General features: G+C 46.9%; 10 protein-coding genes and 1 pseudogene. 1 reads left to right on the top strand and 10 read right to left on the bottom strand.

From position 1 onward, the window contains the following. The 3 genes and pseudogenes from GPK83_RS16950 to GPK83_RS12520 form a co-directional block, all read right to left on the bottom strand. Nucleotides 1–125 (bottom strand): annotated as a pseudogene (locus GPK83_RS16950) (transposase); the annotation flags it as partial. A gap of 179 nt (nt 126–304) precedes the next feature. Beyond that, on the bottom strand, nt 305–793 hold the full coding sequence (locus tag GPK83_RS12525; protein ID WP_215704925.1) for a hypothetical protein: 489 nt from the start codon (nt 791–793) through the stop codon (nt 305–307). A 326-nt stretch (nt 794–1,119) separates the two neighbouring features. Then, nucleotides 1,120–2,250, bottom strand: coding sequence for an acyltransferase (locus tag GPK83_RS12520; protein ID WP_215704924.1), 1,131 nt, complete (start codon nt 2,248–2,250; stop codon nt 1,120–1,122). Nucleotides 2,251–2,622: 372 nt separating this feature from the next. Here GPK83_RS12520 and GPK83_RS12515 point away from each other — a divergent pair, with 372 nt between their 5' ends. Next, complete coding sequence (locus tag GPK83_RS12515; RefSeq protein WP_215704923.1) at nt 2,623–3,402, top strand: YwaF family protein; 780 nt, start codon at nt 2,623–2,625, stop codon at nt 3,400–3,402. 201 nt (nt 3,403–3,603) lie between these two features. Here the strand turns inward: GPK83_RS12515 and GPK83_RS12510 are convergent, their stop codons facing one another. From GPK83_RS12510 to GPK83_RS12480, 7 genes are all read right to left on the bottom strand, one after another. Further along, the gene (locus tag GPK83_RS12510; protein ID WP_242990618.1) at nt 3,604–4,485 is read right to left on the bottom strand and encodes a hypothetical protein; all 882 of its coding nucleotides are present in this window, start codon (nt 4,483–4,485) and stop codon (nt 3,604–3,606) included. A 387-nt stretch (nt 4,486–4,872) separates the two neighbouring features. Further along, nucleotides 4,873–6,168 carry a phosphopyruvate hydratase gene (gene eno / locus GPK83_RS12505; protein ID WP_215704922.1) on the bottom strand — a complete coding sequence of 432 codons (1,296 nt, stop codon included), beginning with the start codon at nt 6,166–6,168 and terminating at the stop codon, nt 4,873–4,875. 395 nt (nt 6,169–6,563) lie between these two features. Next, the gene (gene mgtE, locus GPK83_RS12500) at nt 6,564–7,961 is read right to left on the bottom strand and encodes a magnesium transporter (protein ID WP_015552494.1); all 1,398 of its coding nucleotides are present in this window, start codon (nt 7,959–7,961) and stop codon (nt 6,564–6,566) included. Nucleotides 7,962–8,533: 572 nt separating this feature from the next. Then, on the bottom strand, nt 8,534–9,427 hold the full coding sequence (locus tag GPK83_RS12495; protein ID WP_015552492.1) for an EamA family transporter: 894 nt from the start codon (nt 9,425–9,427) through the stop codon (nt 8,534–8,536). Between the two features lie 145 nt (nt 9,428–9,572). Further along, nucleotides 9,573–10,523: a carbohydrate kinase gene (locus GPK83_RS12490; RefSeq protein ID WP_015552491.1), complete on the bottom strand. Its 951-nt coding sequence runs from the start codon at nt 10,521–10,523 to the stop codon at nt 9,573–9,575. A gap of 90 nt (nt 10,524–10,613) precedes the next feature. Beyond that, the gene (locus GPK83_RS12485; RefSeq protein ID WP_015552490.1) at nt 10,614–12,053 is read right to left on the bottom strand and encodes a serine hydrolase; all 1,440 of its coding nucleotides are present in this window, start codon (nt 12,051–12,053) and stop codon (nt 10,614–10,616) included. Between the two features lie 33 nt (nt 12,054–12,086). Continuing rightward, complete coding sequence (locus tag GPK83_RS12480; RefSeq protein ID WP_015552489.1) at nt 12,087–13,370, bottom strand: SLC13 family permease; 1,284 nt, start codon at nt 13,368–13,370, stop codon at nt 12,087–12,089. Between the last annotated feature and the right edge of the window lie 111 nt (nt 13,371–13,481).

Genomic DNA, 13,481 nt, shown 5'->3' with positions numbered 1-13,481 from the left:
TCAAAAATCTCCCGTGCACGCTCAGAAACAGGATCCGTCAGTATCTTTTTTCGGTATTTTATAACCAGAATCAAATGATAATAGAGTAGAAATACTGAATGTGCATTACTGTCCAATTTTCTCATAAAATCAGCCTTTCCTTTTACTTTCGACTGATTATATCATAGCACAGGAACGCTTGTTTGTCTATGCCTTTCAGAACATTTGTTCTTCTATACTTGTTTTCATTTATGTGCACAGATATGTGCAGTTTTAAGATGCCAGATATTGCATGATTTTCCCAAAAGGCAATTTATCTCACCACCTAAAGAGGATGGGAGAATTCTTGCAAAGTGTTGTTAAAGTACTTTAATGATGAAAAATGATATCGACGTTCAAATTCTCTTTCATGAAGCTTTTTTATTCCTTTTATATGTTCGACATAATCATCAACAAATTTTATCACAGAATCTACTATCTTTCCAATATTATATATAATTTCTTTGTATTCGTCCTGATCAACAACAACGATACCTTCATTTATAAATTCTTGATTGGTGACAATTACTACCTTTGTAAAATCCAGCCCTGAATGATGCTTTCCCGATCTTTCTGATGCCTGGAAATGATACGCATATTTATGACGTATTTCAGTCCGAAACAGTACACATATCAAGTATCCATGTTGTTTAACAAGAAGACATGAATATGGTCTATCCTCTTTACTTAGAATTTCCTCATACATTTTAGATGGATACCTCTGATAAAATTTTTTGCTTAATTTCTTTATACAAAATTCAATTGATATATTCATGGTAAGAATCCCCTAAGAAAAATAGACTGGTATAGAAAAGGGAGGATTTCTCCTCCCTCAAAGATTCTTCGCTCGGTCACTTTTTATTTTACCGACGAGTCGGAACCGTCACTCGTCTCATCGCTCGGTCACTTTTTATTTTACCGACGAGTCAGAACCGTCACTCGTCTCATCTGCGAAGGAAAGATTAACTCTTTCACTGATAGTATAGTGGATTTCTTATCGAAATACTATTAGCATTTTTTACAAAAAAGAACGTTTGAATTTTACGTGCTGCTGTTCATGCGGTACGCAGACAGTAACGGATTTTCTGCATTTCTTATTCCCTATCCTTCCAACTTTCGCCCTCCCGACAGCACTCTCCACACTCCCGGCAGGAAGCGGACAAAGAATTTGGCGAGGATGTAAGAAACCATCACGGCGATCGCAGGAAGCAGGAAATAAACAATCAACGCGATTCCCGCAGCGGATACAGATCCGGCAAGCTGTCTTGCCGCAACAGCTATTCCTTTGTTTAAGAATCGTACAACGATATAATGGATCGCATAAAGGAACATGCTTTGGCGCATCCATGGACGGATCTTCGGAAGACGCACTCCGCAGGCAAAGGCCCAGCACGTCATCGGCACAGCCATACGGTAAAAGCAGGTCCAGAGGACGGCTGCTTCAGGTGCCATCGTCCTCCGGTAACAAAATACAGAGATCACGACTCCCGCCAGACCTTCTGCAAAACAGCGCCTTCTCACATAGTCCGGGATGACACTGGCTGTATTTCCATCTTTGTCCTCTGGAGCAGCTTTCTTTTCTTTCGTTCCATGATCTTCCTCCCACCCGGCTGCTTCTTCCTCCATACTTCTCTCCACCAGCCCGCGCCGATGGACTGCAAAGTATGCGGCAACCGAATAGTAAAGCAGGGCGTCCGTATTCGGATGGCGCATATCCAGGTGGAGATGCACCGCAAACACAAGTCCCACGATCCAGAAAAGACCGACCGCCCGATTCTTAACAAGTGCATAGATCATCGGTGACACGATGATCAGGAAAATCAGCTGATAAAGATACCAGAAGATTGGCGCATACGCATACTGTGAGACCGCCCGCCAGATCTCCTGCACGGAAAATGGAATAATGTCACGTCCGACCACGGATCGTATGGCGAGAAACCGGGATGCTGCCATATAACCCAGATAGTAGATGAGATTCCAGACTACATAAGGGATCAGGACGCTGAATACCCGACTCTTCCATTTTCTTAAAAGCTTGTCCCAGGAAAAATTCCGGAAAAACAGGTAGGAGGACAGCAGGAAAAAGCCCGGAACGGCGATCTGTCCCAGTCCCACCGACACGAAATTTTCGATCCGGTCCGCAAGACTCCATATCCCATCCTGCGCCCCGCCGGAAAACAGATCCACATTATAAGAGTGGACCCAGATCACAAAGATACTGAATAAAAACATCAGCCATGATATCTGATCATGAAACCGTCTTTCTCCGCTGCCTGTCACCATACGCACTCCCCGCAGTTTTCTTTTATCTTATCATATCCCATCTGACATTTCCAGTAAGTGTTCAGTCATTCCATGTATTTGCCCCGCAGACCGGAGGAAAATACATAATGACCGGCTGACCGTTTTGACAATGTCCTGTGCATGACAGTATTCCATTTGACATAACCAGAAATCCGCACTAATATTTAGCTCAGTACAGGTGCTTTAAAACACAACACCGCACTTTCCATCTTACAGCGTATTTTAACTTTGTATACACTCCGGCATACAATATTTTTCTTTACCTGCGAATTTTAACTTTGAAAGAAGGTTTCTTTATTTATGTACGCTTTTTTCGAATCCATCCTGCGCGTGACCGCATGGCCGATGACGCCCCCGGCGCCCTATTCCGCCTTTCATATTCTTCTGACACTGTTCGGCGCAGGACTTGCGGTCTTTTTTGCCCGGGTCTTCAGCAAAAAAATACGGTCCACATCAGCTCCCGAACCGTATTTTCGCCGTATTCTCTTTTCCTGCGGGGTGCTCCTCTCGCTCATGGAGCTCTATAAGCAGGCATTTTTATATGTCATCGAGTTTGACAGCCACTTCGACTGGTGGTACTTTCCATTCCAGCTCTGCAGCGTCCCCATGTACATCTGCCTGGCAGCACCGCTCCTGCGCTCCGAACAGACACTCCGCCGCGCCGCAACTTTTCTCCAGGACTTCGGTCTGCTTGGTGGAATCATGGCTCTGTCCGTTCCGCCGGGGCTCATGCATCCGTACTGGACGATGACGCTGCACGGGTTTATCTGGCATTTTATCCTGCTCCTTTTGGGGCTTTTATCCTGCATGTCAGGCAGTGCCGGACATACACGGCGGGACTATCTGGAAATTCTCCCGTTCTTTCTCCTCTGCTGCCTGATCGCCTGCGTGATCAACATCGCCGCAGGTTCCACCGCTGATGCCGACATGTTCTACATATCCCCATTCCACCCATCCTCGCAGCCGGTTTTCCACCAGATTGCCTGTGCGCTCGGTATCTTCTGTGGAAATCTGCTGTATGTTCTTTCAATGATAGTGGGCGGATTTCTAATGCATAGAATCTCGTCACGGCTTGTCTAAACGTTCCTCGCATAAATAAAAGACCGATCTGCCATTCCATTCTTTGGTTCTTTATGATCTTTGGATATTAGTAAAAAAGCAGGTATGGATATATCTGCTTTTTTACTGACCAGTTGCTTCTTATCTTTGGGTATTTATAGTATAATAAAACCATCACAGTCGAACGAAGATGATTCATTTGAAATACGTCCCAACGTAAGACTATTCATTCATCAGCTTTTCAAATTCTTTAACAGAACCCGCTTTCGCAGCTAACTTTACCAGACAATACAAGTGTTCCTTATCCGCCTCATCACGAATTTTCTTTTCAAGAGTCGCGGATACTCTTCCTTTTTCTTTTAGCAAACGTAAAATCATTTCAAGTGTTGCCTGATGTTCCCCTCGTTCTATTCCATCTTCTACTCCAACCGAATAAATGCTCATCCTGACATCCTCCCACTCTTCCGATTTCTTGACTTCTTCTACGATCCGGTTCAGATTCATAATTCTCTCATCCCGAACCAGGATCTCCGGATTGTCAAGTTCACTCTTTTTCATATATTGCAGCAGACTGACCAGTTCTGCCCGTCCATTTTTACTGGACATATTTAAAAAAATCTTTTTTGTTCCATCACCCAGATGAAGTCCCTGTATCTCTTCACACTGCTCTGTAAATGTATACATTGCCCGGTCCAGTCCGAAAATATCCTCCTGAGTAATAAATGTGACGATCGTGGACGGTAATTCCCGGTATTTCGTCTTCTTCCCCGCCTTCAGAATCGGTGTATCCAGTAGGCCCTGATAAAATCTGGATCTCCTGCGAACATCATCATTCTGGGTGTCATTCTGCATCTCTGTCACAAATTGGCGCTCGTCTTCCGACTCTGCCCACGCATCCAGCCGAATTGCCCTTTTTCCTATGGCATTTAGAACGACCTCTTCTACATGGACCCGCGCCAATTTCAAGTCCGGTTCATCCATGATAATACTGAGTACGCTTTCATGTGCTTCTGGATACTTCATCACCGATAGAAACAGTGCAAAATCACTCAGATTCACTCCTGCATCCTTGAAGGACGCAAGTTTCTGTCCATTTTCTTTCATTCAATCTTCCTTTCCTGTGTGCGGCAGGAAGATCTTTCCGATTCCTCCCTGCTTGTTTTCATTGGGTGTTTAGCAAAGAGTCATCAGATGCTGTTTCCAGCTAAGAAATTTAGAATTTTAGATGTATAGAAACTTTGCCTGAGATAATAAAGACATTGATCTTTATATCTGGCTCTAAGATAACATATTCCTTTCAATAAGACAATGGACTAGACCATAAAATATTATTAAAATCCTGTAAACCTACAAGGCACTCTATCGGCTGCGCTTTTCGGGTTCACACTATAAAAAGACCCCCAATAGCCTCATCAGCCGTCGGGGATCTCTTCGTGCAATCATACCTTAAGTTTTAGTTGGAGAATATCTATTTTATATTATAAATCTGTCTTAGTTTACATGAAACGCATCCATTCCCGGATATACCCCATTCTCTCCGAGTTCTTCCTCGATTCTGAGAAGCTGGTTATACTTCGCGACACGCTCGGATCTGGACGGGGCACCCGTCTTGATCTGGCAGGTGTTGAGGGCTACGGCGAGGTCTGCAATAGTCGTATCTGCGGTCTCACCGGAGCGATGGGATGAGATTGCTGTGTAGCCGGCACGGTGCGCCATCTTGATCGCCTCCAATGTCTCAGATACGGAACCGATCTGATTTAACTTGATCAGGATGGAGTTTGCGCAGCCGAGCTTGATCCCTTTGGAAAGTCTCTCTGTGTTTGTTACAAAAAGGTCATCACCGACTAACTGTACCTTCGTTCCAAGCTCTGCGGTCAGCTTTTTCCATCCTTCCCAGTCTTCCTCATCAAGGGCATCCTCGATGGAAATGATCGGATATTTCTCAACAAGCTTCTTCCAATGCTCGATCAGCTGCTCGGATGTATAGACAGTTCCTGCCTTTGGGAGCTTGTACTCGCCAACCTTTCCTGTCTTCCACTCGGAGGATGCCGCGTCCATAGCGATCCTGAAGTCACGGCCCGGCTCATATCCGGCTTTCTTTACTGCCTCGAGGATCGTCTCGATCGCTTCCTCATCAGACTTCAATGCCGGAGCAAAGCCACCCTCATCTCCAACGGAGGTTGCAAGTCCACGTTCTTTTAAGATCGCAGCCAGTGCATGGAACACCTCTGCGCACCATCTTAAGCACTCCTTGAAGGACGGAGCTCCGACCGGCATGATCATAAATTCCTGAACATCAAGACCGGAGGAAAGTGCATGGCAGCCGCCGTTGATAATGTTCATCATCGGAACCGGAAGACGGTTTCCACCTATGCCACCGAGGAACCTGTATAACGGAATATCCAAGGAGATGGCTGCGGCACGCGCGCAGGCGATGGATACCGCAAGGATCGCATTCGCTCCAAGTTTTGACTTGTCCTTTGTTCCGTCAGCCTTGATCATCGCGCGGTCAACTGCATAAATATCGGACGCGTCCAGGCCTGTCAGGGTCTCATTAATAATTGTATTGATATTTTCAACAGCCTTTGTCACACCTTTTCCGCCATAACGTGCCTGATCTCCGTCTCTTAATTCCAGCGCCTCGAACTCGCCGGTAGATGCACCACTCGGCGCGGTTCCTCTCCCGATGGTTCCGTCTGCCAGATATACTTCTGCCTCAACCGTGGGATTTCCACGGGAATCTAAGATCTCTCTTCCAATGACTTTCTCAATTTCCAGATAATTCATCATCATAAGCTCCTTTCGAGTATCAACGCCAATTACTCTCCCACCCGGATCAGGCAGGAAAAACGACGTGATCTATTGATCTGTCCACCTGCGAAATCAACCACCAGCACATGTTTAGGAAATGCCAGTCAGTATTTCGGTTAGTTTTTTCTAACCATCATGATTTTATCATAGCATCATTTTCAGTTCAAGAGGATCGTATGCCAAAACATTCAATTGAAAAAAGTTGTCGTTACCATAAATTTATCGGCAATTCCCGGAATAAAAAAGAGTGTGTCTTTTTATGTAACAGAGAATTCCTCGAAATTTCCTGCTGCATAAAAAATGGACCATCCTGATATCCTTAGGATCGCCCATTTTTTCTATATTTATTCACATTTTTATTTCATCTGATATCAGCCCGTCACATGCAGCAGATCGACCAGGAATAACATCGCCAGTCCATAATAAACCACAATTGCGACAAGGTCGTTCACCGTCGTGATCAGCGGGCCGGACGCAACCGCCGGGTCTACGTTGATCTTCTTAAAGAACATCGGGATCAGTGTGCCGACCATACTGGAGATCACCATCGCTGTCACAAGCGCGATTCCGACACAGCCGGAGACAAGCAGCGCATGGTGGATCGGATATCCCTTGATCACGCAGATATAGATTCCGAGGAAAAGCCACGCCATAACTCCAAGAAACAGTCCGTTCACGAAGCCGATCTTCATCTCTTTCACAACAAGCATAAGCTTCTGCTTTGCAGTCAGTTCCTCATCCATAAGCACACGGATCGTAACAGCCAGAGACTGTGTTCCGACGTTTCCTGCCATGTCGAGGATCAGGGACTGGAAACACATAACAATCGGGATCACGGCAACGACAGACTCAAAAGCGCCCACAACGGAAGATACTACCATGCCCAGGAATAACAGAATGACAAGCCACGGAAGTCTCTTTTTCACGCTCTCCGTCAGCTTCTCGTTCAGATCCTCCTCCGCAGTCAAACCGGCTAATTTCGCGTAATCTTCGCCCATCTCATCATCCACGGCCTCAACGATATCCTGGGATGTGATGATACCGGCGATCGTTCCGTCTTCCTGCAGTACCGGGATGGAATCCTCAGCGTAATCCTTGATCTGCTCGATACAATCCGCAACCTTTTCATGATCCTTGACATACGGATACGAGTGGCTGATCAGGTCCTCAAGGTCCGTATACTCTCTTGCGATGATCAGATCCTTCAGATCGATCGCTCCGTAAAATTTATCCTCGTCATCGATCACATAGATCGTAGAAATATTGTCGTTCTCTCCTGCCTGCTCGATCAGTTCCCGCATTGCCTGGCGGATCGTCAGGTTATTGTGGATCATAATAAAGTTGGTAGTCATGCGGCTACCGATCTCATCCTCATCGTATGAGAACAGAAGTCTTACATCCTCGCTGGCTTCCTTATCCAGCATGCCGACGATCTTATGCTTCGTCGTCGCATCCATCTCTTCCAGGACATCCACCGCATCGTCGGAGTCCATCTCGGAGACGATCTTTGCGGCGCTCTCGATCGGAAGCTCCTTCAGGTACGGCTCCGCGTCATCTAAGTACGCGAAGATCTCCGCAACCCTCTCCACACCGATCAGCGGATAGAGTTCCCGCCTCTCATCCGGCGTCAGCTTTGTGAGGGCATCCGCAATATCGTTATCATGATAATCGGATAACCGGTCGATCAGCTCCTCCTTCGGAAGTCCGCTGCGGATGATATCGACCAGTTCTTCCACATAATGTTGTTCTTTTAAAACTTCTGTTTCCATTTCTGCCTCCTTTTCCGTTGTAACTGCCCTTTATCCGTCCAGTTACTTTTTATCATCAGGACTGTGCGTATCTTCGCGCCTCCTGATCGAATTGCCAAATTTCGGCAACAAAAAGAACACCGCCCAGGATAATTCCTGGCGGGGTCCAACCATACATCGCTGTGATGGACAGGCCGTTCCCTTGCGGTGTTCTCGAGACATCTCAATATGGAATCCAGCTATCAGAGGATTACATCATCGCACCGATAGCCGCATTCTGCGCCTGTCTGTTTTTCACACCGCATTTCGTACTTCGCCCTGTACTATCGCAACTATCCATGCAATTCACCTCCGTTAGATTTCTGATTTTTATCATTTTCCGCGAAAAAAGAAACTGCTGCGTGCAGATATCTTTTTCCGCCCACAGCAGTATACCATTTTTTTATAGGAATTGTAAAGTAAAAATCTGGCAAAATAAAGGTAGGAAATACGGTTAAAACATGTAAACTATTCCGGCTGTCTGCTGTCCTGATCCTCACCTTCCGCGATAACAGGAATACACGTAAAGTCGGAAAAAGACCCGTAATTTCTCTCTACCTCATCAGCACTACCGTTGCCAGAATGCACGCAAACCCGATCAGGTCCGTCGGAGAAAAGCTGGAGTGCAGCCAGACGACGGACAAAGTTGCCGCGGTCAAAGGTTCCAGACAGGACAGGAGTGCCGCTTTTACGGGTCCTACCAGAGCGATCCCCTGAAGAAACAGCGTAAACGCACCGACAGTCCCAAGCAGGACGATCACCGCCATATAGAGGATCGCCCGTCCGTCCAGGCCTGCCGGGATCTTCCAGCTCTGGGCGATCAGGGACAGGGCGAGCCCGCCGATGAACATTCCCATTCCGGACACCGGGATACTTCCGCGGTGTTTTACCGGTGCTCTGGAAAGCAGGGAGTAGCTTGCCGCGCCGATTCCGGCCATGAGTCCCCAGAAGAGTCCTCTCGGTGTGAGCTCCATGTTTCCGGGCTTTCCGCCGGTGGCGAGAAGCCAGACACCAAACAGCGCCAGAATAATGCAGAATACGGTCCGTTTATCCGGTGCTGTCCTTGTGGTCAGGCAGACATAGACTGCGATAAATACGATGGATAGATTCTGGATCACCGTTGCGGTTCCGGAATTCGTCCATTTGATGGCGCTGAGGTACGCGTACTGGCAGAGCGCCAGACCCGCAATGGCAAACAGAACGATCTCTATAAGCCCTTTTTTGTCTTTTCCAAGTTCTTTCAAATTCAGACTGTGCTTCGCAAACGCAAGAAACAGCAATATGATCCCCGCTGATGTCATTCTCACCGCCGTCACCCATGTCGTATCTACCGGGTACTGGGAAAACAGCGCCTCACTGCAGGTTCCTGAAAGTCCCCAGCTCGTCGCCCCCGCCGTGCAGCAGAGAATTCCAAGTTTTTCTCTCTTCTTGTCCTTTGTGTCTGTCATAACACCCTCCAGATAATCGATCGATCTTCATAATATCGTCATTGCAGCCTGCCCGTCTGGACCTGCTGCCCTGACATTTGAATTATATCGGGATCTCGAAGATGTGTACAGCAGAATTTCAATAAAAATCCGAATTTGTCTTTCTTTACATCCGGTCCAGAACCGCCGCTTCCTCCGGAATACTCGGGATCCCGCCCGACTGTGTCGTGGAGATGCTTGCCGCTGTGCAGGCGAACTGACCGATAAATCCAAGTTCTTCCGTGCTGAACTCTTCCGGCGCTTTTCCTGCCTTTAACAGTCTGGACACCGCGCTTCCTCCGAAGATATCCCCGGCTCCTGTCGTATCGATCGGTTTTACCTCCGGGCACTTTGCGTATGCAGCGCCGTTTTGGTTCGCCAGATACGCCCCCTTCGGTCCCATCGTGATCATCGCGAGGCGGATCCCGAACTCATCGAGGAGCTTCTTCGCCGCCTCTTTCTCATCCGTGATCCCCCAGAGGAACTCCACTTCCTCGTCACTGATCTTCACAACATCGGCATGTGCAAGTCCCCATAAGATCTGCTCTTTCGCCGCGTCCGTTGTCTCCCAGAGCGGAAGTCTTAAGTTTGGATCAAAAGTGATGAGCTTTCCATGCTCTTTCGCATATTCCACACACTTTTTCGTCGCCGTGCGGACCGGATCATCGGTAAGACTCAGGGTTCCGAAGTGAAACACCGATGCCTCATCGATCATGGTAAGATCGATCTCCTCAAAGCTCAGTCTCGTATCCGCTCCCGGTTTTCTTGCGAAGCTGAAGGAACGGTCACCTTCCGGCGAAAAAGTCACAAATGCCAGTGTCGTAAACACGGACGGATCTGTCAATATCCCCTTTGTCTCAATTCCGGCTTTTTCAAATGTCTTTAAGAGGAGCTTTCCAAAGGCATCATCTCCGACTTTCCCGAGAAATGCCGTCTTCATTCCGTATTTATTTAACGCTGCAAGGAAATTTCCCGGCGCTCCGCCCGGATTCGCCTTCATCGTCGGATATCCGTCCGCATCCGTCTCCTTCGCCGCAAAATCGATCAGAAGCTCACCAAGAGCGATCACATCGTACATTCCAATACCTCCCTGCACTCATGGTGCAACAGTATATAGGAATCCCCCTTTCCTGTCACGACAGCTAAAAGGGGGATTTTCTTTATATTTTTACTGTTCTTTCATACAAACGGTCGGTCTCTTTAAGTCCTGCGAATTCATGTTCACCCACCGATCCATTCTTACATCTCCATGATCCCATGTGAGCGTCACATGATCCCAGAATGCCATTTCCGGATATCTCCATTCCATCATCAGGACATCCGGAGCTGTCCAGTAAGCGATCGCTGCGATTTTTGAGACAGGCTGTTCATACTGATGATGAAGATAAGCTCCCGTCATCGTCGTCGTGCCATGGATCCAGTGGTCCAGTCCGGCATGGATCTCATGAACTCCTCTGTCATCCTCCATCCGATAAATCAGATTCTTGCCTTCTGCCGGACACAGTTCTATTTTTCTGATTCCATCCACATGATTCTCAGGAGTCCATGTCATTTTTCTCAGGATCTCCTTATGTCCCGGTACAGAACAGTTTTTTCCTTCCAATGTCATCCGCAGAGCTTTCTGCTTCAGGACGTCATCCATAGTCCCGTCTGTGATCAGCCTTCCATCATTTTCTTTTACCGGATCGATCACCTCTTTCTGGAACAATTTCATCGCCTGATACCCGCTGTCTGCAGCTGTGACGGCAAATACCATATCTAAAGCCGGAACAAGTCCGCATGTCTGCCCGAACATTCCCCGGGCTGCCCAGATGTCTCCGGCATGATCCCAGTGGAAGTTATACTGAAGTCCATCCACCGGATCCAACGGATCTGTATATCCGAGCGCATGATCGATCCATTCCTCCGAAATCAGCTGTTTTCCGTTCCACTTTCCTTTATTCAGGTAAAGCAGTCCGATTCGGAGCATGTCCCCTGTTGTGAGTGAAACTCCGTTTCCCCCCGAGCAGACACCTTCCGGGCTGAGCATCCATGGAAAGTCTGTCAGACCGATCTCCTTTCCGACTCTCTCCTGAACAAGTTCCCGGCATGTCTTTCCGGTAAGTTTTTGCACGATATAGGACAAAATGTAACTGTTTCCGCTGGAATACATGAATGTTTTCCCAGGCTCCTTATCAAACGGTATTTTAAAATACGCATCTTTCCAGCTTGTCTTTAAAGGTCTCCATTCGTTGCCGCCGACGGAGCGCTCCTGTCCGTTCCGCATGGTGATCATATTGCGGATCGTACATTTTTTTAAATACTCATTTGCTTCCGGCTCATATTCCGGAAAATACTTCAGGATCGGATTATCCAGATCCAGAAGACCATCATCATAAGCCAGAGCAACCGCCGTGTTGGTCAGTGTCTTCGTGAAGGAATGCATGATATGCGGAATCTCTGCTGCATACGGAGCATTATAAGCTTCAAATATCACGTTTCCATGTCTCGCGATCATGATCCCATGGATCTCGGAATCTGCTTTTTCACAGGCATTCAGAAAATTAACAATATATTCCGGATTCACTCCTTCTGCTGACGGCCACGAATATCTCAGTTCTGTTTTCATAGTCACTCTCTCCTTTTTAACGATCCATCTCTGTTAGAAGAATGGGAATACCTGCGGAAGGATCGCGATACATAAGATCCAGGAGATGATCAGCAGCGGCCAGCCAAATTTTGCAAAATCCTGGAATTTCAATTTTGTAAAGATCATCATGGTCTGATTTGTTCCTGATGCGATCGGTGTCAGGTAAGAGCAGCCGGCTCCGATTGCAATCGCAAGAACGATCGCCTGTGGGTTTGCTCCTAATGCATTTGCAATGGAGATACCTACCGGAGCCAGCATTCCTGCGCATGCCATGTTATTCATGAAAGAGGTCGCAATGGAAGCGCCGATACATAAAACTGCGGTGATCAGATACAGGTTTTTGGATTCGCCGATAATGTTGATGATCATATCGCCAAATACCTGTCCAAGCCCACTCTGGTTCATAACTGCGATCATTAAGTTGATGCCTGCACAGAACAGGATCATCTGTGAATCCAGAGATTCCAGTGCCTCTTTTGGTGTTACAACCGTTGTCAGAACTGCAACTGCGATCATTGCATATCCGATAAAGTTCGGATCGATCGAGATCACCTTCAGGGATTTTAATACAAGTGCTGCTACAAATACAAGGAATGTGATGCCAACGACCATCTGTTTTCTTCTCTGTCCGCTTGTAAGAGCTTTTTCTTCTGTCTCTTCGCCAAAATCATCATAAGATGCACACCAGCGGTTCATTACGATCATATAAATTCCGCCGACGATAAAGATCGGAATGCCAACCCATGCAAAATCAAGCATGCCGAACAGCTGGAGACCCGCTTCCTCTAATGCGGTGTTTGCATACACGTTCGTCGGAGTGCCGATCAATGTGATCGCGCCGCCAAGTGTCGTTGCAAAAATAACAAATAAAACCAGTTTGGAAAGGCTGATCCGGTTCTTTCTTGCAATACTCTTGAGAACCGGAAGGAATGCCAATGCTACATAACTGTTCTGAAGGACTGTAGAGATCAGTCCTGATACCAGATACACGATCGCAAAGATCATCATTTCTTTCTTTTTCCCTGTCTGGGAGCTTGTCATGTGATCCACGAAATCCCCGATGATGATGTCCAGACCGGTTGCTGCGATCATACCGGAAAACATACAGATAATGATCATCAGATGCAGACTGGAGCTGTTAAGCACCGCATAAATATCTTTTGCCTCCATAACTTTTGCCAATAAAACAACGGGAGCCATGCAGATAAATGTCATCCAGTTCGGAAGTTTCGGGTGTGCCAGTACCGCCACAAAAATGATCAGACATACAAATGCCCATATTAATGTCGTACTCATGAAAATTTCCTCCTTCGTTGAAATTTCTTACTAAACCTAGATTATTCACGGATCAGCCGTGAAAGTGGCTGAAAGCCACATAGTTACTGTATTTTAGCTGAATATTGCTTT

Source organism: Clostridium sp. MCC328 (genome assembly GCF_018785465.1).
Taxonomy (GTDB): domain Bacteria; phylum Bacillota; class Clostridia; order Lachnospirales; family Lachnospiraceae; genus Pilosibacter; species Pilosibacter fragilis.
The sequence above is the reverse complement of the archived record's forward strand: the minus strand, read 5'-3'. Positions and strand labels throughout refer to the sequence as shown.